Source organism: Nguyenibacter vanlangensis (assembly GCF_038719015.1).
Lineage (GTDB): Bacteria > Pseudomonadota > Alphaproteobacteria > Acetobacterales > Acetobacteraceae > Gluconacetobacter > Gluconacetobacter vanlangensis.
Map to the genome: position 1 here is coordinate 3,245,548 of NZ_CP152276.1, position 19,887 is coordinate 3,265,434.

Here is a 19,887-nt window from a genome sequence, read left to right on the forward strand (position 1 = left end):
TCTATCTGGCGGCTTTCCAGGCGTGCAGCGCCGCCAGCGTGCCGCTGATATGCCCGGCGGGCGCCATGGCGGTGTAGGCGAACAGGACGTGTCCGTCCGGCGCGATCACGTACGAGGTCCGGCTGGCATAATGGACCAGCGGCATCCTGGAATCATAGGACGTGGCGATCTTGCCGTCCGGATCGGCCGCCACGGGGAAGCGGCTGCGGCACTCGCTGACCGAAAACCGGTCCAGCGTCTCGATCTTGTCCATCGACACACCGATGACCGTGGCGCCCAGCGCCTTGAACTGGTCCATCGCGTCGGCGAAATCATGCGCCTCGATGGTGCAGCCGCGGGTGAAGGCGGCGGGATAGAAATACAGCACCACCGGCCCGCGATGCAGCGCATCGGCCAGGCTGAAGCGGAATTCCTTGCCGCCCAGGCTGGCCGGCGCGTCGAACAGCGGCGCCGCGCTGCCCAGCTTCAGCGCCGCCCGCGCCGGCGAGAGCGAAATGACACCCACGAAGGCCATGGCCAGCGCGCCCGGCAGCGCTACCCCCAGCCGGGCATACCGTGCCGGCGCGCGGCGGGTCTCGTCACGCCACGGGCCCGTCGGCCGTTTTGCGATCCGTTTCAAGAAGGCGGCACGGGGCATGATGGACCCTTCCGGTCACGAGCAGGGCGATCGAAAGCGCGATCAGGACTTCGAATCGGGCGAGATGACAACACAATTATCGGCGCCGGTCGACAGGCGCCGGCAGGCCGCGATCGCCGCGTCATGCGACAGGCCCGTCAGGCGCGCGCGATAGAGCTGCCCATGGGCCACGTGCACGCTGGCGACCTGCGGCCGCGCGCCGCCCAGCACGGAAGCACCCAGCACCGATGCGGCGCGGCTGCGGGCATGCCCCGCGGCCTGCGAGGCCATGGAAGGCGTGCCGAACGCCCCCACCTGGATCGCCCAGTCATGCGCCGCCGGTACCATGCTGCCGCGGCGCAGCAGCGGCGCGGGCTCGGCCATGGCCGGGTTCACCAGGTGAAAGCCCTGCATCGCCGCGGCGGACGGGCGCGGCACCACGGGCGGCGGGGGCGCCGCCGCGGCGATCTGGACCGGGGCAGAGACCGGCGCGGCGGCAGGCGCGTCCTCGCTCCCGTTCCGGACGCGGCCGGCCCAGGCGGCGCGGACCGCGTCGGCCGGCGTGCCGCCGCCGGCGGGGGTCACGCTCTTCCACGCCGTATAGGACGGGGCGGCCATGCGGTCGGGCTCGGCCGGGGCCTCGGCCACCTGCACCGGCTGGCCGTCATTGCCGTCCTCGTGCTCGCGTTCGTTGCGCCGGGCCCAGGCCATGCGCACGGACCGGGTCTGGTCGCTGGTCTGCGCGCTGGCATAGACATGGCCGCGCGCGATATCGTGCGCTTCGACCATCAGGTCGGCCTGCGAGCGGACATTGGGGGTGATGCCGGCGATCTGCGGGCCGATCGCCGCCACATAGTTGCGGGTTTCGCGCGGCAGGCCGCGATTGCGGGTCAGGAAATCGTCCAGCCGTCCCGGCCCGGTATTGTACGCGGCCAGGAAGCCGGGCGAGCCGTAGATGTCGTACATCTGGCGGATATAGGCGGTACCGGCCAGGATATTGTCATGCGGATTGTACGGGTCGTCGCCCAGCCCGTATTCCGCCTTCATCTCGTCATAGGTCGGCGGCATCAACTGCATCAGCCCCATGGCCCCAGGGGCCGAGGTCACGAACTGGCCGTTGCGGAACAATTGCCCGCCGGATTCGCGCTGCATCACCGCGCGGATCCAGGTATCGGGCACGTCGAAGCGCCTGGACGCTTCCGTGATGTACGGGCCCCACGGATCGTCGGCCGGACCCGGCGGCGCGTAATAGGATTTCGCATGGGCGCGGTAATCGGCCGCTTCCTGCGTCACCGGGATCTGCGGCCCCGCGCCGGGGGCAGTGGCGCACGCGGCCAGCAGCCCCATCAGCCCGACCGCCCCCGCCGCGCGCGCGCCGCGCTCGGCCTGCTTGCGCCGGGACGGGTGGGGGGCGGTATGCGGCGATCGGGTCATCAGGGGCTAATCCGGAACAGGCATGGCGGAACGCAGGCAGGGGATCGGCAGGCACCGGCCATGACGGAGGCGAAGGTTCGGAGCGCAGATGTAAGGCAGGGATTTGAGACCAATTTATGGCCGGATCCGGGACGCGGGGCCCAGGAACGACCCGAGACGGCATTCGGCATCGGATTTCTGCCCCGGCATGGCCTGGTCAGGCGCGGAAGTTCAGGCTGATGAAAAAGAACGTCGCCTAAGGCTTTACAGAAATACGATGTTTTGCGCAACAATGTCACGCCTCCGGACAAGGTGTTTTTCGCCGTGCGCCGGGGACGTCCGCATCCCGCGGCGGACCGGCCGCTGTCCGGTTGCGGCGGGCGGGGCAATCGGCTAACGCCACGGCATGAGTGCGATGCCAGATATTCCGGACAGGTCGGAATGCGCGGACCCCGTCCTGGGGCCGCCCAGGCCGGTCAGGCGTCTCGTTTCGGCCCTGCGCGACATCGCCGGCGGACTGGCGATGTGGCGGCTGGCCGTCTCGCTGGGCTGGCTGGACATCAGGCTGCGCTATCGCGGCTCGGCCCTGGGGCCGTTCTGGCTGACCCTGTCCACCGCGATCATGATCGGCGCGATGGGCCTGATCTACGGCCGGCTGTTTCATATGGACCTGGCCCGCTACCTGCCGTACCTGGCCCTGTCGATGACCTTGTGGCAGGTCGGGATCGGCACGATCCTGACCGAGGCCTGCACCTGCTTCATCGATGCCGAGCGGATGATCCGGGCGGTGCGCCTGCCCTATTTCCTGCAGCCGATGCGCGTGATGGTGCGCAACGCGGTGGTGTTCGGCCACAATATCGTGGTGCCGCTGGGGGTGTTCGTGATCTTCGGCGTCTGGCATGGCGCGACCATGCTGCTGGCGCTGCCGGGCATCGCGCTGTGGCTGGTCAACGGGCTGGCGGCGGGGCTGCTGCTGGGCTGTTTCTGCGCGCGCTTCCGCGACGTGCCGCCCATCGTGACCAGCGGGCTGCAACTCGCCTTCTACGTCACGCCGGTCATGTGGTCGGCGTCGCAATTGCGCGGCCATGGCTGGTGGCTGCCGCTGAACCCGTTCTATCCGCTGCTGGAGGTCGTGCGCGGTCCCCTGCTGGGCCAGGTGCCGGCCGCCCCGATCTGGGCCGAGGCCGTGTCCTGCAGCGTGCTGCTGTGGCTGGGCGGGCTGTTCGTGTTCTCGCGCAGCCGCACGCAACTGGCCTTCTGGGTCTAGGGCGATGGCCGGCACGATCGTCCCCGCCATCCGGGCGGAAAACCTGTCTTTGTCCTTTCCGGTCTTCCACGGCGGCGCGCGCTCGCTCAAGAAGACCCTCTTCGCCGGGGCGAAGCGGCCGCTGGCGGCGCTGCGCGGCTCCGGCGTGCCGACCGGCGGGGTGATCGCGGCGGACGGCACGGCGCGGATCATGGTCCATGCGCTGCAGGACGTCAGCTTCTCGGTCCGCGCGGGCGAGCGGCTGGGCCTGATCGGCCATAACGGGGCCGGCAAGTCCACCCTGCTGCGCGCCCTGGCCGGGATCTACGAGCCCGCGGGCGGCTGGGTCGCGGTCAGTGGCTCGGTCAGCGCGCTGCTGGACCCGTCGGCGGGCATGAATCCCGAACTGACGGGGCGCGAGAACATCGCCCTGCGCGGGCGGCAGATGGGCCTGGACGGCGCCGCCCTGCGCCGGCTGGAAGAGGATGTCGAAACCTTCGCCGAGCTGGGCCCCTTCATGGACCTGCCGGTGCGGCTCTGCTCGACGGGCATGGGCGTGCGGCTCAGCTTCGGGCTGGCCACCGCCATCGCGCCGCAGATCCTGCTGATGGACGAATGGTTCCTGGCCGGCGACGCCCTGTTCCGCGAGAAGGCGCGGGCGCGCATGACCGGGGTGATCCAGGGCGCGGACATCCTGGTGGTGACGTCCCACGCCCTGTCGACCATGCGCGAATGGTGCACGCGCGTGCTGTGGATGGAACATGGCCGCGTGCGCATGGACGGCCCGGCCGAACTGGTGCTGGACGCCTACGCGGCCGGGCGCGACTGACGGCCTCATCGGGCGGGCGCCGGCCCGATCCTTGCGGCCGGCCCGGCGCCCGCCCGGTCAGCTTGCGATCTGCACGCGGATCGACTCCGTGCGCTCGACCACGTTGATCGCGACTTCCTCGCCCGCCCGCACCAGGCGGACCGTGACCCGCTCGCCACCGACCTCCAGGTTGTACAGCGTCATTTCCTGCAGGAACTCGGGCAGGCGCGGCCGTTCGAAATGCACCGCCACCGCCGCCGGATCGAACCCGAGCCCCAGCGTGGACTGGATCAGCGCCGGCAGGGTGGCCGCCGCCCAGGCCTGCGGCGAGCACGCGACCGGATAGCGCACGGGCCCTTCGGCCCGGTTGCGGGTAAAGCCGCAGAACAGCTCCGGCAGCCGGCGCAGGTCGGTATAGAACGCGGCGTCGAACATGCCGCGGAACAGGCGCTCGGCCTCGTTGCGATAGCCGTGGCGCGCCAGGCCCAGCCCGATCAGCGCATTGTCGTGCGGCCAGACCGACCCGTTGTGATAGGCCATCGGGTTATAGCGCGCCTCGCCCTCGGGGATGGTGCGGATGCCCCAGCCCGTGAAGGACGACCGGTGCATCAGTCCCTCGACCACGCACGGCACGCGATCCGGCGTCGCGATGTCGGTCAGCAGGATGTGCCCGGCATTGGACGACCGCACGCGGCAGGGCCGCTTCTGCCCGTCCAGCGCCAGCGCATAGGTGCCCAGCTCCTCGATCCAGAACCGGGCGTTGAAGGCCACGCGCAGGGATTCGGCATGCTGGTCCTGCCGGTCGGCATAGGCCGTCTTGCCCAGCCGGCGCCCGATCACGGCGGCGGCCCGCCGCGCGGCATAGACATAGGCCTGGACCTCGCACAGCGCGATCGGGCCCTCGGCCAGCGTCCCGTCCGCGTGGAAGACGCTGTCCCAGCTATCCTTCCAGCCCTGGTTGACCAGCCCTTCCTTGTTACGGCGGCCATATTCCACGAACCCGTCGCCGTCGCGGTCGCCATAGCGGTCGATCCATTCGATGGCGCGCTCGATATTCGGCCAGATGCTGGTCAGCAGCGTGACGTCGCCCGTGCGTTCCAGGTACTGGCCGGCCAGCATGACGAACAGCGGCGTGGAATCGATCGACCCGTAATAATGGCGGAACGGCACCTCGCCCAGCTCGGCCATCTCGCCGTGGCGGACCTCGTGCAGGATCTTGCCCGGCTCGGCGTCGGCCACCGGGTCCTCGATATGGGCCTGGTGGCGGGCCAGGTAATTCAGCACCCCGCGCGCGATCTCGGGGTCCAGCCACAGGGTCAGCATCGCGGTGATCAGCGCGTCGCGGCCGAAGGCGGTGCTGAACCACGGCACCCCGGCATAGGGATACGGGCCCGTCTTCTTGTCGGTCAGCAGCATGTAGATGTCGCAGATGCAGCGACGGATGGCCTCGTTGAAGATCTCGTTCGAGGTGGCGATCGCCGCCGCGCGGGACGAGGACAGGCGCAGCGCGCGCCGCGCCTCGACCGCCCCGGACAGGAAGCGCCGGTTCGGCCGGGCCTCGTGCTGGCCGTCGGGGTCGCATTCGACCTCGTAATGGATCAGTACCCGCTTGCCCGGCGCCAGGTCGAAGCGAAAGGCGGCATGCCGGGCATCCAGCGACGCCGGCGGCGGCCAGAAGCGCAGTTGCGTGGTGCGCCGGCGGCCGTCCAGCCCGTCATAGGCCAGGCTGACCTCGCTCTCGCCGACCTGGGGCGGCAGGCGGGTGCCGCGCCGCGCGCGGGTCGAGCCGCGCGCCTCGAACAGATCGGCGAAATCGGCCGAAAAACGGATATCCAGCAGCGCGGTGCGCGGCACGACGTCGAAATTGCGGATCTCCAGACGTTCGTAGCAGACGCGGTTCCACAGAAAGCGCGACCGCCGCACATGCAGCAGGTCGTGGTTCATCGCCGGGGTATCGGTCCCCTCCGGGCCTTCGATATCGGTATTGGTCAGGTCGACCGACAGCATGACGTTGTTTTCGCGCACCGTCGAGGACAGCAGGATCGGCCGCGTGCCCTGCAGGCTCAGGGACAGCCCGGACAGATAGCGCGTATCGTGGAAATACAGCCCGTCCGCGATCCCGTCGCCGAACAGGATATCGCCCGTCTGGTCGAAGACGCCGAACATGTCTCCCTGCTTGAGCGTATGCAGCCGCCGTTCGGACAGCAGCGACTTCGCCGCGACCGGGAACGCGTCCTGGGTCGCCGGCTCGTGGGGGGACGGGTGGGTGTCGGTCTGAACGTCCATGACGGTGATGATCCCTTCGCGGTTCCCGGCATCGCCGGACGGATCCGAACAGATATTTTCAGAGCAGATTTGGATCAGAGCAGTTTGGCGAATTTGAGAAGCAGCCACGTGATGCCCATGAACAGCGCGCACACGAAGCCGGCCTCGACCGTGCCGAACGCGCCCGAGGCCAGGAACATCCCGCCGGTATTCATGCCGAAGAACCCGGTGACGAACGTCGCCGGCAGCATCAGCGTGGTCACGATCGACACGGTATAGAGGCGCCGGTTGGTCTCCTCGGCCTGGCCCGACGCCAGCTCATCCTGCAGCGCGCGGGCGCGGTCCTGCAGCGCCATCAGGTCGTCCAGCGCCGCATGGATCTGGCGCTGCGAGCGGTCGCGGATATCGTCCTCGGCCCATTCAGGCAACTCCAGGTCCTCGCTGTGGAAGATACGGTCGACCGGCGTCGTGACCCGGCGCAGTTCGGTCGACCGGCGCCGCACCTTGCCGATCAGGCCGCTGATGCGGCCGAAATCGGTATGCTGGTCGAGTGTGAGCAGAAGATCCTCGGCCCGGTCAAGCTGGTCGTCCAGCATGGCCAGCGTGCGCCGCACGCTGTCGGCGAATTCCAGCAGCGTGAAATCGACGACTTCGGCCGGGGTGCGCGGCGTGTCGTCATGCTGCAGCCAGCGATAGGCCGCGCCCAGCGCCGGCACCGGATGGCGCCGCGTCGTGACCAGCAGCCCGGGCAGGGCGGCGAAACGCCAGGCCGAGACGTTGGTGTCGTCGTCGCTCATGCTCTCGTCGAAGCCGGGCAGCGCGCCATAGACCGCGTCGCCGTCGGCTTCCAGCCGCACGCCGCGCTCGGTGCCGGCCAGGGTCGCGCGCGCTTCCTCGGGCAGGCAGGCGATCGCCTCGACCCGGGCCCGGCTGGCGGTGTGCACCACGTCGTAATGCAGCCAGACCCAGCTTCCGTCCCGCTCGGCCTTCCCCCCATCCGTCTCCTTGTCCGCGTCTTTGTCCGCCCCGGCGGGATCGAACGCGGGCAGGGCGCCCAGATACTGTGCCGCCTGGCGCGAGGACAGCGGCACCGGCCGATGCCCGGGCGCGCACGCGACCGCCCAGACCAGGCCGTCGGCGGCATCGGTCAGCGACGGATCTGCAAGCGGGCGTTCGGTCTGGGCAATCATATCGGGCATCGGCACATCCGGGGGGCATCACGGGACCGCGCGGAACGCAACGGCACACTTGGCATGCCAGCCTGCTCGTTGCAATCCCGTGTCGCGGCTCGGCTGCGCCAACCACGTCGCGGCTCGGCTGCGCCAACCACGTCGCGGCTCGGCTGCGCCAACCACGTCGCGGCTCGGCTGCGCCAACCATGTCGCGGACGGCCGCGCCAATCCCATATCGAGGCTCGGCCGCGCCTGCGGCATCGCAACTCAGGCCGCGCCCGCGGCCTCGCACCAGAAGCCCGCATGCGGGCGCGCGGCCTCGTCCTCCAGCATCGGGCCCAGGACGGCAACCGGGTGCTGCCCGCGCGCGAACACCTCGCGGCAGGGCAGCGAGAAGGTCGGATTTTCCGGATGCGCGCCGGTCAGCGCCAGCAGCCCGTGTTCCGACAGCGCGTAGACCACGCGGCGGATATTGCCCCAATAGACGGCGCCCGCGCACATGCAGCACGGCTCGGCGCTGGTATAGAGCGTGCAATCCGCCATCGCCTCGGGCGAAAGGATCCGCGCCGCCTGGGACACGGCGCGCAGTTCGGCATGCTGCGTGGGGTCGCCGTCGGGCGGCAGCGCATTATTGATGGCGATGCTGACGACCCGCCCCTGGCCGTCGGCCACCAGGGCGGCGAACGGGTGCCGTCCCTGCGCCCGCGCATCGGCCGACAGGGCGATCGCCCGGCGCAGCAATGCCAGGTCGTGGGACGTCACCCCGTCGGACATCATCTGGGCGTGCGGGCCGTCATGCATCGTCTGCATCCTGAAACGTCGAAAAAGGGCGGAAACCGGGGGATGCGCGCAGGTCCGTCCGGCCGGGGCGAGGCCCTGGCCGGACGGCGGCCAGCTCAGGTCAGGTCCTGCGGAACCTTGCCGCCATTTTCGGCCAGCTTCTGCATGACCTGCCTGTGCAGCCAGATATTCATCGACGCCGTATCGTCGGTGTCGCCGGCATAATGCAGTTCCCCGGCCAGTTGCTTGCGCGCGGCCAGCGAACTGTCCAGCCCCAGCAGCTTCAGCAGGTCGACGATCGATTGCCGCCAGTTCAGCGGCTGCGGCGCCTTGGCGGCCATCTCGGTCAGGATGGCGGCGACATCAACCGGTTGCGCGGGAGCAGGCTGCGCCGTCGGCGCCGCGGGGGCGGCCTGCGCGGCGGGGGCCGCGGCGTCGGGGGCGGGCGTGGCCGCGGGCGTCGGGGACGCCGCATGGCCGAAGATCGTCGAAAGGATCGAACCCAGGATGCTCATGGTCGGAAAACTCCGTGGGCGGAAGGCGCCCGGCATCCATGCCGGACGCCGGGCCGGGAAGGGGCCAGGAAGAAGTCGGTACCGACTTGAACGTGAAATCAGTACCGATACAGGTCGTTCTTGAACGGCCCGTTGACCGGAACGCCGATATACTCGGCCTGTTTCTCGCTCATCCGGCTCAGCTCGGCGCCGACCTTGGCCAGGTGCAGGGCGGCGACCTTCTCGTCCAGGTGCTTGGGCAGGGTATAGACCTTGCGCTCGTACGTCCCGGCCGGTGCGGTCCACAGCTCGATCTGCGCCAGGGTCTGGTTGGTGAAGGACGCCGACATCACGAAGGACGGATGGCCGGTCGCATTGCCCAGATTCACCAGCCGGCCCTCGGACAGCACGATCAAGCGCTTGCCGTCGGGGAAGACGACCTCGTCGACCTGCGGCTTGATGTTGTCCCACGGGAAGTTGCGCAGCGCGTCGATCTGGATTTCGGAATCGAAATGCCCGATATTGCAGACGATGGCGCGGTGCTTCATCGCGCGCATATGGTCGATGGTGATGATGTCGACATTGCCGGTGCAGGTGACGAAGATGTCGCCGCGCGGGGCGGCGTTTTCCATCGTCACGACCTCATAGCCCTCCATCGCCGCCTGCAGGGCGCAGATCGGATCGACCTCGGTCACCAGCACGCGGCAGCCGGCATTGCGCAGCGACGCGGCCGATCCCTTGCCCACGTCGCCATAGCCGGCGACTACGGCGATCTTGCCGGCCATCATCACGTCGGTGCCGCGGCGGATCGCGTCCACCAGGCTTTCGCGGCAGCCGTACAGATTGTCGAACTTCGACTTGGTGACGCTGTCATTGACGTTGATCGCCGGCACGGCCAGCGTGCCCTTCTTCGCCATCTCCCACAGCCGGTGTACGCCGGTCGTCGTCTCCTCGGACAGGCCGCGCACGTCCTTCAGCATCTCGGGATATTTGTCGTGCATCAGCACGGTCAGGTCGCCGCCGTCATCCAGGATCATGTTCGGCGTCCAGCCGTCCGGCCCCGTGATGGTCTGCTCGATGCACCACCAGAATTCCTCTTCGGACAGGCCCTTCCAGGCAAAGACGGGCACGCCCGTCGCGGCGATCGCGGCGGCGGCATGGTCCTGGGTCGAGAAGATGTTGCACGACGACCAGCGCACGGTGGCGCCCAGCGCGGTCAGCGTCTCGATCAGCACCGCGGTCTGGATCGTCATGTGCAGGCAGCCGGCGATGCGCGCGCCGGCCAGCGGCCTGCTGGCGCCGAATTCCTCGCGCAGCGCCATCAGGCCGGGCATCTCGCCCTCGGCGATCGCGATCTCCTTGCGGCCCCACGCGGCAAGCGCGATGTCCCGTACTTTGTAATCCCTGGCGGTCATGGTCGTCCTGTCTGCAGAAAAGGAAAAAAGGGTCGTCCGGGGGTATAGACGCTCGGGCCCGCCACGACCAGCCGGGGGTCAGGCCCCGGTTCCGGCGACGGTCCCGGGCCCATGTTCGGTGCCGGCCTCATGTCCAGTTCCAGCCCCAGTTCCAATCTGGGCCACCGCCTCGGCCGCGCGCAGCACGCGCAGGAAATTGCCGCCCCAGATCGCGGCGATCTGCGCCGCGTCATAGCCGCGGCGCAGCAGCTCGGCCGTCAGGGCGGGGGACTCCGCGGCGTCGCGCCATCCCGCGATCATGCCGCCGCCGTCGAAATCCGACGATATGCCGACGTGCCGCACCCCGATGCGCCGGACGATATGGTCGATGTGATCGACGAAATCCGCGACGCCGACCACGCGCGCCTGCCGGACCGCGCGCGGGCGCAGAAAGGCGTCGACCGCGGTGACATGCACCACCCCGTCGCAATCGCGCAGCGCGTCCAGTTGCTCGTCATCCAGGTTGCGCGGATGGTCGCACAGCGCCCGCGCGCAGGAATGGGTGGCCAGCACGGGGCTGCGCGACAGGCGCACCGCCTGCATCATGGTGCTGCGCGCGGCGTGCGACACGTCAACCATCAGGCCCAGCCGGTTCATCTCGGCGATCGCCTCGCGCCCCAGGCCCGACAGCCCGCCATGGCGGGTTTCGCCGTCGCCCAGCGCGGCCATCGGCCGGGCGGAATCCGCCAGCGCGTTGTGCCCGTTATGGGTCAGCGTCATGTAGCGCGCGCCCCGGGCGCGAAACTGCGCCAGCAGCGACAGGTCCTCGCCCATCGCATAGCCGTTCTCGACCGCCGGCACGATGGCGGTCGCCCCCGCGCGGAACGCGGCCTCGATCTCGTCCGCCAGGGGGCACAGCCGCGCCCCGGCCGCCTGGCCCGCCCGGCCGATCGCCTCCAGCATCTCCAGCGCCTGCCGGCCGATGGCGGCGTGGGACGGGGCATCTGTCGGCCCCTGCCCGACATAGGCGACCAGGCACGCCGCCGCGACTCCGCCGCGCCGCAGCTTGGGCAGATCGACATGGCGATAGGACGTATCCTGGGCAAAATCACCCCGGTCGGGCCAGGGGATGTCGATATGGGTATCGACCGTCAGGATGGAACGGTGCAGGGACTCGAGATCGGTCATTCCGCCATTCTAGATCATGCCGCCGTCAGGTCGAAGACCCCGTCACGCACCCCCTGGCATGCATCCTCTGTCACACATCCCCCTGTCGGGTCCCCTGCCGAGTCCCCTGTCGGGCATCCCCCGCCGCATATCCTCCCTCGCATTCCCCGCGTCGCGCATGGTGCGCCCCGTCCGGGGGCGCACCATGCCGGTCCCGCCCGGCGGCCGGCCGATGCAGGCGACCGATGCGGGCGACCGATGCGGGCAATCCGCGCAGGCGATCAGTGCTGGGTTTCGGCATTGATCGGAATGCGATGGCCCTGCGGGGCCTCGGCCCCCTTCGGCAGGGTCACCGTCAGGATACCGTTCTGGAACCGGGCGGTGGCCTGATCTTCCTTGATACCGGGCGGCAGGGCAAGCCGCCGTTCGAACCGGCCATAGCGCCGCTCGCTATAGCCGCTGGTCTTGTCGGCGGTTTCCTGGCGGCGCTCGCCGCAGATGCACAGCACGCCGTTATCGATGCTCAGCGTGACGTCTTTCTCGGTCAGGCCCGGCAGTTCGGCGGTGACGCTCAGCCCCGTGTCGGTCTCGGCCACCTCGACGCTGGGCCAGGTGCTGCCCGTCGGGCTGCGCGGATCCCATGCCTGCATGAAATCGTCGAACAGCCGGTCTATTTCGCGCTGGAGACTGACGAACGGGCCGCCCTGCCGTTCCTGCGCAGGCATCGGAACCCTGCTTTCATCCCGCCCCCAGGGCATAAGAGAACGCATAGCCATGGAACTATCCCCTTCTGCATGTCTGCATGGCCGTCCCTGAACGCCCGCGCGTCCGGGGCCGGCCGACGGGGCAGGGGGCCGCACAGGCCGCACGGGCCGCCCTGTCCGCCGAACCCCGCCCGGGATCCGGCCCCTGGAAGCTGGGATGCCCCCACCCGGAATCAAGGGCCCGGGGCCCCGGCCCCGTTCCAGCCAGGCCCCGTTCCGACTCCCGCATCTGGAACAAACCGCGAAACGCGTGGCCCAGCCTGCTGGCCCCGGCATCGGCGCAAACGATCCACAGACTCACCCACAAGGGTACCCCCGGATTCTGTGGATAAGCGATCCGGCCCACAAGGGCGGCGATCCGCGCGCCGATGGCGGAAAACCGCCAAATTGGGGATTCCCTTCTGACGGGGCGCAGATTCCGCTTGCTTTTGGGAACGACACCGGATTCGCCACAAGGGTAAATAATTCACAGCCGCGAAAAACGGTGATGATCCGCACAACCCAACGGGCGCCCGCTACCGTCCGGGGCGTCGGATTCGACGAATTGCCCACGGAAATGGTGCCATCATCCACCGGAATGGCACCCCTTTCTCGGCATGATTGCCGCGACTGTCGATTGGGCGCCCGCAATGGCAGTTTTCGTCCACAGGGTCAACATGCCTCACCCGCGCCTTGGGGATCGACGGCCCGGGTTTCCGCCCAGCCGGCACATGGCGCATAATGTCGTCGTCAATCCGAAGGTGCGGCCGGCGGTGGCGGTAATCTTCCCAACAGCGCGCGTTGCCGACCTCTCGATGCCCTGTCGGCCTCATGCGCGGCAATGGCCGCCGCTGCCGCGCGGGCCGTCCAGACGGGCGGGCGTCGCCCAATGGCGATATTCGGGCTTCGCCGTGCCGGGCAAGCACTCCCGCGCGCCGCCGGGGCCCTCGCCGATCCGCGCCGCGAATTTCGCGGCCGTTTGCGCGACTCGCCAGGCTGCGTCTTCGCGCTGGCTCGCACGGGCCAGGCCATGACAGTGGCGGCAGCGGGAAATCCGCACCCGCCAGATAAAGGCGTCCCGCCCACTGGTCGCATGGAACGCCGCTCGCGGTTCCACGGCGGGTGAAATAGAGCCGCCGCCCCTGAACGCCCACCCTGCTAGCCACCATTCAGTTGTTGCTCCAACCGCCCTGGTGAGGGCCATCATGTCATCTCCCGGTCCACTGCCGCAGCTAATTCTGGCAGCGAATCCAACCACCGAGCAGGAGACGCAGGCGATATGGTACACTGCCCAGCGACAGCATATTCCGGCAGCCGAGATTTCATCGCCGTTGGTACAACCCTCAAAATCCATCGGGAAGTAATGCAATGACTACCCTCCATCTTGCGATAAATTTTCAATCCTGTGGGGTGCTAAGGGCAAAGATGCGGCCAGGTGACCGGGTAATTTCGCTGCTTTACGAAATAGTTGGGCGTCCATTACCGACTGAAGCAGAGGAAAAAGACTTTTTCAGTTCTGGAAATCTCGCGGCCACCACTCCTGAGCTTGTGCATTGGGCTCCCCCATTATACGAGAAATCTGGAAGGGAAATAAAAAACACATTGGATTTGGAAGAAATTGCGGAAAATAACGAAGATATAGAGATCTATCTGGAATCAACTCCAAATTCCATTCTGAAGACAGCACAATGCACTGCATTTCTACTCAGAAACCCTCGCTTCCGCGCACGCCTCACATTAAACCTGCTCCACATTTCGCCCGAGAACAGCGAAATGGTCGAAATTGAACGCGTGTCCGTTGACGAAAAGAAGAGTGTTTTATTAAGAGAGCTTTGGGCGGCAATTCGGTCAAAAAATCCTGTTCCATTATATCAGATGCTATCTGTGGCCGAAGAAATTCATGAAATTTTTGAAAAAAATATAAGAAAAATCTTGGAAGATTTCCCGTCAGTAGAAAACGGCCTCTCGCGGACCGAGGCGGTTATTCTAAGCCTGATCGAAAAAGGCTATTGTACACACAGGACGTTGTTTGCCGCGTTACACAACAGACGTGATGCTCTTCCAACGGACTACTGGCTTATCGGAAGCATAATTGCATCATTCGGCAATTGCCATGATAAAATTCTCGATGGCGTACCGGGTGGACAATTTAATCTTTCAATGCACGATGACCGGGCTGCTTATACAACGTGGATGAATGGCGAGTGGAAACTGACCGAGACTGGAAGATCAATAATCGAAGGGAAGATAGACCTCTCTGCTTGCCACGAAATCAACCGATGGGTCGGCGGCGTGCACCTTACAAATGATGCTTTATGGCGTTGGGACGCACGCTCCGAGAAGCTCCTTTCGCCGATCGATTGGCAACCAAAGCAATGAGGCGTTCCGGGTTTTCCGGAGGCTCTTCTCCGCGAGAAGGAGCAAGTGGCCGGCGAAAATGACACGGGATTCGCCACAAGGATAAAATAATTCACAGCCTCGAAAAACAGTGATGATCCGCACAGCCGCGACGCGCGCCCATGTTCAGGCGATTTGTCGAGCGACGGGTGGCGGCGGCCCTTTCGGATACGCCGGTCGTGCTGATCGTGGGGCAATGTCGGGCTGGTAAGACCACGCTTGACCGCCGCAACTGGATGGTGTTGGTTCAGCCAAGGATGGCGATGCCGCGGCGCTGTTTTACCCGCTGGTCGAGATCTGCCGCCTGAATAGTGTGGAGCCCGAAGCCTGGTTCATCGGCGATACTCCAATTTGGTTTCTAAAGTCGTATCCGTTCACACTGGTTCACGGATACGGCTCTAGATCATTATTTTGGCGAGCATCTTTATCCGATCAGATGATTCCATCTGATCGGATGATGCTCTAGATCACGGAGCGCCCGGCTACAAGTCGGCAGATGAACGTTCAACGCCGATGCCGCTTGTCGCAAGCTCTGATGGCGCGTTGCAGTTACAGCCCAGTATAGATCACGCAAATCAAACGGAAATCGCGCTACCCTCAAGCGATCGCCTTGCACGCGCCAATCCATGCTCTATTAGGCGATCGACGATTTCAGCGTCGCTTCTACCGCTTGCCGCCATCGCCTTGGGGTACATGCTGATGTCGGTGAAGCCGGGGATCGTATTGATTTCGTTGACGAAGAATCGCATATCTTCAGTCAGGAAAAAATCGACGCGCGCCATGCTGTCGCAGCCGAGCGCCTTGAACGCGCTTCCCGCCGCCTCGCGGATACTGCGCTCGGTCTCCGGCGGCAGATTGGCTGGAACCTTCAGGACCGCACCGTTCTGATCAAGATATTTCGCGTCATAGCTATAGAAGCTATGGCTTTCGGCCGGCATAATTTCGCCAGGACGCGAAACGAACAGACCGCCGGACGTATCCTCAAGCACGCTGCATTCTATCTCACGGCCGGAAATGAACTCCTCAACAAGCAGCTTTCGGTCATATTCGAAGCCTTTGACGAGCGCCGCCTCGAACTCGCTATCTGTCGCCACCTTGCTAACACCTACTGACGATCCTTGCCGGGCGGGCTTGATGAAGACAGGCATCCCCAGGACGCCCTCTACATCAGAGAAGCATGGCGGATTGGACTGATAAATGGTGATCGAGCGCGCTGTACGTAATCCCACCTCCCTGAGCAGTCGCTTGGCTATATCCTTGTCAAGCGCCACCGCCGAACCGAGAATACCGCATCCGGCCAATGGCACACAGGCAACTTCGGCGACGCCTTGAACGGAACCATCCTCGCCGTGTAATCCATGGAGTATAGGGAAAAGGATATCGATTTTCTGAGGGGCCAAGGAGAGACCGCTGGCAGCAATCGTGATCATCTGTCCGTGCCCACCTGGCAAAAGGCATATCTGCACGGCCTCTTCCGGTTTCGACAAGGCGCCGTTCTCGAATACACTCAACAGCCATTTTCCCTCGCGAGTAATAAAAATGGGTATTATATCGTATCGATCAGGATTCAACGCCTGGATCACGTTCGTCGCCGAAAGGATAGATACGTCGTGTTCAGCGGACCGTCCGCCAAAAAGTAACGCAATCCTAAGCTTCGTAGAGTCTTTTCCATTGGCCATGATAGCGTTTCCGGTATTGTTTTGAGGTATCATCCCGGCTTCCCGGTCGGCGCGAGAACGACCTTGGGCGGCGGGATAAGAGCAATGGCGAGTTCCATCAGTGCGGCGGAAAGCAGTGCGCCGAGAAGGGCTTCTCTTCCGAAATGGACCTGAATCCAACCGCCGGCAACTGGAAACCCAAAAATTCCGACAAAGTACGACAGCACGAACCACGTTAGTGCTGCATGTCGGTGTTCGGGGGGAGTATGATTGACAGCCCATGTCTGGATTACGGGATAGACAAGACCGTAGCCGATTCCCATGAGAATGGCAGAAAGGATCTGAAAAAGGGGATGGACTACGGTGCCGAACATGGCAGCAACGCCGAATCCCATAACGAACAGCAAGCTGATCGTCAGGACAGACTGTTTTAGTCGGGAAAATGATCGGGCCAGCAGGAGACGCCCCATTACGGCCGTGACGGCATATACCACGAAGTACGTGCCGGCATTGGCATCAGTGCCCTCGATCAGCGAAACCTGAAAGCTCATCAGACCTGAGAAAACGCAGGCACCGAGGCCGACCATCACGATCGGCCGGATAGTCGGTCCCGACGCGATTCGTCCAATATCGCGCACCCATGGGCGTATCGCGTAGCTTCTCTCGCCAATAGGTTCCCTGAAGCCAAATACGGAAAGCAATGAAGACGCAACAAGAGCGGCGATACCGACAAGAATAAACGTCATTTCAATGGAAAAACCGAGTTGCTTGACCAGGAAATTCAACAGCACCGGCCCGCCGCCAATGCCAGCCATCTGGAAAGCACCGAAACGGGTGAACCAGAAGCCTCTGTCAGCATCCGTGACGCGCTCCGAAAGAGCCATCGGCGCACCGATGTAGAACATGCCCCAGCCAAGCCCGATGAGAAGACCGGATGCGCGGGTGAAGACCGTGCCGTCTCCAGAAGAGAGGGCCAGGATGAAGAAGCCGCATGCAATCGCGCATGCGGCCATTGCAGCCATTCGCGCAGCGTCGATACGGCCAGAAAACCAGCCAACCAGCGACACACCGGCTAACGTGCCAATCATGGCTGCGCCGAGTGTCAAACCCGTATCGACATCACTCCCACCATGGGAGCGGTAATAGGAGGATAGAAGAAACGTGGCACCATAGCCGGTAGCGGCCAGCATCGTGCCTGTGAAGAGTAAGGGGGAGGATGATTTGCGCATGACACCATTGAATGAAAGCAATAAGTGGCCTATCAAAAATCGCTGTCAAAACAATTTCCAGAGCCACTTTGTCATCCCGTGATGAACCACTTTGCAAAAACGGTGAGGTCATTCCATGCGAAGGGAAAGCGCGGCGGCTGCTTTTCTCCCATCAATAGATCGGGCATCACCGATCCCGATTGCTCGCCAACTTTACCTTCGACTGCGTGAAGCGGTTCTCGCTGGAACAGTTTCTCCTGGGCACCGCTTGCCCTCCACCCGTAGGGCATCAGAAGAATGGCGCCTCTCTCGGGGACTGATCGCCGATGCGTATGAGATGCTGATTGCAGAAGGATATGCCATCGGCCGTCACGGTTCGGGTACCTACGTGGCGACGGGACTCCCGGCGGTCGCTTCAGGTGCCAGCGCTCAATTCGGAGAAAAAGAGGGGCAGCCTGTCCGAAACATTTCCGTGATGGCGGCCGAGGCGCTGCGCGTACCTATCAGCCTTCCCCAATTACCTCAGGTTGCTTTCGTAACGGGTCGTGTAATTCACGATACACGAACTTCGCGCCTTCTGGAGCGCATTGCCAGTCGCCATATTCACTATAGCCGTGATGGCTATGACAGTGCTCAAGGTGATGCGGGGTTACGCTCGGCAATCGCTGCCCACGTTACCGCATCACGGGGTGTTCGCTGCGATGCCAGCCAGGTGTTCGTGACCTCTGGGGCGCAGCAGGCAATCTACCTGACTATTCGCGTTCTCATGTCCCCAGGGGATACGGTGATCCTGGAAGACCCATGCTATCCTCCAGCCCGGCGAGCCTTCGTGCTGAACGGTGCGCGTGTGATCGGAGCACCCGTCGACAAAAATGGCTTGGTTACCGAGACACTGGTTGAACATAAGATGTTCAGTCCTGCGGTTATCTACGTCACACCTTCTCATCAGTATCCAGACGGTTCCGCATTGCCGCTCACTCGCCGACTGCAACTTCTGGCGTTTGCGCGCGACACGCAGTGCTGGATCATCGAGGACGATTACGACAGCGAGTTCCGCTATGAGGGACATCCGATCGCGTCCCTTCAGGGGCTGGATACGGAGAATCGAGTCATCTACATTGGCACCTTCAGCAAGGCCATATTGCCTGGTCTGCGTGTCGGATACGTGATCGTGCCGCCGGATCTTGTGCCTGCTTTCAGCGCGGTAAGGCCCATGCTCGACCGTTTTCCTCCGTCGTTCCAGCAACGGGTTATCGCCGATTTTTTGAACGAGGGCTATTTCCCGGCGCATCTGCGGCGGCTGAGGGAGAGCTATCGCGCTTCTCGCGACATGCTGGTTGACCTTCTTCAACACCGCCTCAGCGACCATCTGATCGTCGAGCCCCCGGAACAGGGCATTCATCTGACAGCACGTAGCACCGGCACCTGGAAGAACGACAAGCAGTTTTCCGAATGCGCCCATCAGAAAGGTGTCATCGTTATTCCCGTATCGCCAATGTATATCTCTGCACCGACCCAGGATAAATTAATCCTTGGATTCTCGGGCCTTTCCGAACAGGAAGCCGATGTCGGCACGCGGCTCCTGGTGAAAGCGTTCTCAACGAACGCAAAGAAATCTGTAAGTACTTAACGTTTTCGACAATTCCAATTTATTTGATCCGCAATGCGATTTCCATCGTGACGTTCGATTGAATTTTGGGTTTCGTCATGAATTTTTGTAATCAAAATATTTGTGATTGCAAATCAATTACTCAAAAAACAGAGCAACCAAGAGCACAAACAGTCCCGCGAGCAGGCCGAGGCCGCCCGGCCCGAGGCTCGGACGCAGTTCCCCTCCCGGGGAGCGCAGTGGCCACGCTCAATGCCGACGCGGTCGCTGCTGACAACGCCATCTACACGCTGGCGCCGCCACAGATCTGGAACCTGATCTCCGAATTTGTTCTGAGCGCACTGGATCGCAGCCGGTGACGGTGGGTTCGGGCTACCAAGTCATCCTTCGTTGCAAATCACGGCGACCAGCTCGCTCAGCTCGTTTTCAGAAAAGCAAGTAATACCAAAGCGTTTAAGAAGAGCGGACAGAACTCCATATCCTGGCTCCAAGCGGCCTGTGAAGCCCGCTTCGCCGAGAAAGCTTGTGGCGCAGGAGGGACTGCCTTCCTTGAGAAGCGCAAATCGACAACCTTCTTTACGCGCAAGTTCGAGCGCCCGGTGTGCTCCAAGCACAAAGAGATCGGTCACGTCGCGTCCATCCCACTCAATGACACGGGCGCGACCGTCCAGCACGGCGTCACCATCACCGTACCTGATTTCCGCTTCAGGTCGAGGAATACCGAACCCAGCAAGCAGTTCCGGACAGCCGGAAACAATCCGCCCCTCCCGTTCCCACTGCGAAAAGATGCCATTAGGAATCCCGGCATCTGTGCCGTCGTAGCGAATGCGTTTGCCTGTCAGGCAGCCACTCACGAAAATCTTGTTCATCAGGGGCGCTCCCGTTCGATATAGAGGCCGCAGCGTCAGAAGAAAGCG

17 protein-coding genes are annotated in these 19,887 nt (G+C 64.2%); 4 read left to right on the forward strand and 13 right to left on the reverse strand.

What is annotated here, in order from left to right; translation table 11 throughout:
* Nucleotide 1: 1 nt before the first annotated feature.
* Both AAC691_RS15155 and AAC691_RS15160 read right to left on the reverse strand, forming a co-directional pair.
* Nucleotides 2-514 carry a peroxiredoxin gene (locus tag AAC691_RS15155; protein ID WP_342630242.1) on the reverse strand — a complete coding sequence of 171 codons (513 nt, stop codon included), beginning with the start codon at nt 512-514 and terminating at the stop codon, nt 2-4.
* A 165-nt stretch (nt 515-679) separates the two neighbouring features.
* On the reverse strand, nt 680-2,050 hold the full coding sequence (locus AAC691_RS15160) for a lytic transglycosylase domain-containing protein (protein ID WP_342627493.1): 1,371 nt from the start codon (nt 2,048-2,050) through the stop codon (nt 680-682).
* A gap of 385 nt (nt 2,051-2,435) precedes the next feature.
* Between AAC691_RS15160 and AAC691_RS15165 the strand changes: the two genes are divergently transcribed.
* On the forward strand, nt 2,436-3,296 hold the full coding sequence (locus AAC691_RS15165) for an ABC transporter permease (protein WP_176641457.1): 861 nt from the start codon (nt 2,436-2,438) through the stop codon (nt 3,294-3,296).
* 4 nt (nt 3,297-3,300) lie between these two features.
* Entirely contained in the window at nt 3,301-4,104 is an 804-nt protein-coding gene (locus AAC691_RS15170; RefSeq protein ID WP_342627494.1) for an ABC transporter ATP-binding protein, read from the forward strand.
* A gap of 57 nt (nt 4,105-4,161) precedes the next feature.
* Here the strand turns inward: AAC691_RS15170 and AAC691_RS15175 are convergent, their stop codons facing one another.
* The 7 genes from AAC691_RS15175 to AAC691_RS15205 all read right to left on the reverse strand — a co-directional run bounded on the left by AAC691_RS15175 (nt 4,162) and on the right by AAC691_RS15205 (nt 12,080).
* The gene (locus tag AAC691_RS15175) at nt 4,162-6,369 is read right to left on the reverse strand and encodes an amylo-alpha-1,6-glucosidase (RefSeq protein ID WP_342627495.1); all 2,208 of its coding nucleotides are present in this window, start codon (nt 6,367-6,369) and stop codon (nt 4,162-4,164) included.
* A gap of 74 nt (nt 6,370-6,443) precedes the next feature.
* A complete protein-coding gene (locus tag AAC691_RS15180; RefSeq protein WP_408906003.1) occupies nt 6,444-7,547 on the reverse strand; it encodes a CorA family divalent cation transporter in 1,104 nt (367 codons plus the stop codon).
* Nucleotides 7,548-7,787: 240 nt separating this feature from the next.
* Entirely contained in the window at nt 7,788-8,321 is a 534-nt protein-coding gene (locus AAC691_RS15185) for a nucleoside deaminase (RefSeq protein ID WP_342627496.1), read from the reverse strand.
* Nucleotides 8,322-8,416: 95 nt separating this feature from the next.
* On the reverse strand, nt 8,417-8,815 hold the full coding sequence (locus tag AAC691_RS15190) for a DUF3597 domain-containing protein (RefSeq protein ID WP_342627497.1): 399 nt from the start codon (nt 8,813-8,815) through the stop codon (nt 8,417-8,419).
* A gap of 98 nt (nt 8,816-8,913) precedes the next feature.
* On the reverse strand, nt 8,914-10,209 hold the full coding sequence (gene ahcY, locus AAC691_RS15195; RefSeq protein WP_342627498.1) for an adenosylhomocysteinase: 1,296 nt from the start codon (nt 10,207-10,209) through the stop codon (nt 8,914-8,916).
* A gap of 78 nt (nt 10,210-10,287) precedes the next feature.
* A complete protein-coding gene (locus AAC691_RS15200) occupies nt 10,288-11,376 on the reverse strand; it encodes a dipeptidase (RefSeq protein ID WP_342627499.1) in 1,089 nt (362 codons plus the stop codon).
* A gap of 260 nt (nt 11,377-11,636) precedes the next feature.
* A complete protein-coding gene (locus AAC691_RS15205; protein ID WP_342627500.1) occupies nt 11,637-12,080 on the reverse strand; it encodes an Hsp20/alpha crystallin family protein in 444 nt (147 codons plus the stop codon).
* 1,386 nt (nt 12,081-13,466) lie between these two features.
* On the opposite strand from AAC691_RS15205, the gene AAC691_RS15210 reads away from it, so the two are divergent.
* Nucleotides 13,467-14,477 (forward strand): hypothetical protein, encoded by a 1,011-nt coding sequence (locus AAC691_RS15210; RefSeq protein WP_342627501.1) that lies wholly within the window; start codon nt 13,467-13,469, stop codon nt 14,475-14,477.
* Between the two features lie 442 nt (nt 14,478-14,919).
* Here the strand turns inward: AAC691_RS15210 and AAC691_RS22360 are convergent, their stop codons facing one another.
* The 3 genes from AAC691_RS22360 to AAC691_RS15220 are packed head-to-tail and all read right to left on the reverse strand — an operon-like array spanning nt 14,920 to nt 17,382.
* The gene (locus AAC691_RS22360) at nt 14,920-15,123 is read right to left on the reverse strand and encodes a LysR family transcriptional regulator (protein ID WP_408906004.1); all 204 of its coding nucleotides are present in this window, start codon (nt 15,121-15,123) and stop codon (nt 14,920-14,922) included.
* A complete protein-coding gene (locus AAC691_RS15215) occupies nt 15,071-16,207 on the reverse strand; it encodes a D-alanine--D-alanine ligase family protein (RefSeq protein ID WP_342627502.1) in 1,137 nt (378 codons plus the stop codon). Before AAC691_RS15215 ends, AAC691_RS22360 begins: the two co-directional genes overlap by 53 nt.
* Nucleotides 16,204-17,382 carry an MFS transporter gene (locus AAC691_RS15220; protein ID WP_342627503.1) on the reverse strand — a complete coding sequence of 393 codons (1,179 nt, stop codon included), beginning with the start codon at nt 17,380-17,382 and terminating at the stop codon, nt 16,204-16,206. The genes AAC691_RS15215 and AAC691_RS15220 overlap by 4 nt, the downstream gene beginning before the upstream one ends.
* Before the next feature lie 115 nt (nt 17,383-17,497).
* On the opposite strand from AAC691_RS15220, the gene AAC691_RS15225 reads away from it, so the two are divergent.
* The gene (locus tag AAC691_RS15225; protein ID WP_342627504.1) at nt 17,498-18,991 is read left to right on the forward strand and encodes a PLP-dependent aminotransferase family protein; all 1,494 of its coding nucleotides are present in this window, start codon (nt 17,498-17,500) and stop codon (nt 18,989-18,991) included.
* Between the two features lie 359 nt (nt 18,992-19,350).
* Here AAC691_RS15225 and AAC691_RS15230 read toward each other — a convergent pair whose 3' ends face one another.
* On the reverse strand, nt 19,351-19,839 hold the full coding sequence (locus AAC691_RS15230; protein ID WP_342627505.1) for a 2-thiouracil desulfurase family protein: 489 nt from the start codon (nt 19,837-19,839) through the stop codon (nt 19,351-19,353).
* Between the last annotated feature and the right edge of the window lie 48 nt (nt 19,840-19,887).

Bases quoted from the DNA above. Each gene is read 5' to 3' on its own strand.
- AAC691_RS15220 (WP_342627503.1), bottom strand. From the start codon at position 17,382: ATGCGCAAATCATCCTCCCCCTTACTCTTCACAGGCACGATGCTGGCC.
- AAC691_RS15215 (WP_342627502.1), bottom strand. From the start codon at position 16,207: ATGATACCTCAAAACAATACCGGAAACGCTATCATGGCCAATGGAAAA.
- AAC691_RS15160 (WP_342627493.1), bottom strand. From the start codon at position 2,050: ATGACCCGATCGCCGCATACCGCCCCCCACCCGTCCCGGCGCAAGCAG.
- AAC691_RS15155 (WP_342630242.1), bottom strand. From the start codon at position 514: ATGGCCTTCGTGGGTGTCATTTCGCTCTCGCCGGCGCGGGCGGCGCTG.
- AAC691_RS15175 (WP_342627495.1), bottom strand. From the start codon at position 6,369: ATGGACGTTCAGACCGACACCCACCCGTCCCCCCACGAGCCGGCGACC.
- ahcY (WP_342627498.1), bottom strand. From the start codon at position 10,209: ATGACCGCCAGGGATTACAAAGTACGGGACATCGCGCTTGCCGCGTGG.
- AAC691_RS22360 (WP_408906004.1), bottom strand. From the start codon at position 15,123: ATGGATTGGCGCGTGCAAGGCGATCGCTTGAGGGTAGCGCGATTTCCG.
- AAC691_RS15170 (WP_342627494.1), top strand. From the start codon at position 3,301: ATGGCCGGCACGATCGTCCCCGCCATCCGGGCGGAAAACCTGTCTTTG.
- AAC691_RS15205 (WP_342627500.1), bottom strand. From the start codon at position 12,080: ATGCCTGCGCAGGAACGGCAGGGCGGCCCGTTCGTCAGTCTCCAGCGC.
- AAC691_RS15200 (WP_342627499.1), bottom strand. From the start codon at position 11,376: ATGACCGATCTCGAGTCCCTGCACCGTTCCATCCTGACGGTCGATACC.
- AAC691_RS15230 (WP_342627505.1), bottom strand. From the start codon at position 19,839: ATGAACAAGATTTTCGTGAGTGGCTGCCTGACAGGCAAACGCATTCGC.
- AAC691_RS15210 (WP_342627501.1), top strand. From the start codon at position 13,467: ATGACTACCCTCCATCTTGCGATAAATTTTCAATCCTGTGGGGTGCTA.
- AAC691_RS15190 (WP_342627497.1), bottom strand. From the start codon at position 8,815: ATGAGCATCCTGGGTTCGATCCTTTCGACGATCTTCGGCCATGCGGCG.
- AAC691_RS15165 (WP_176641457.1), top strand. From the start codon at position 2,436: ATGAGTGCGATGCCAGATATTCCGGACAGGTCGGAATGCGCGGACCCC.
- AAC691_RS15180 (WP_408906003.1), bottom strand. From the start codon at position 7,547: ATGCCCGATATGATTGCCCAGACCGAACGCCCGCTTGCAGATCCGTCG.
- AAC691_RS15225 (WP_342627504.1), top strand. From the start codon at position 17,498: ATGCGAAGGGAAAGCGCGGCGGCTGCTTTTCTCCCATCAATAGATCGG.
- AAC691_RS15185 (WP_342627496.1), bottom strand. From the start codon at position 8,321: ATGCATGACGGCCCGCACGCCCAGATGATGTCCGACGGGGTGACGTCC.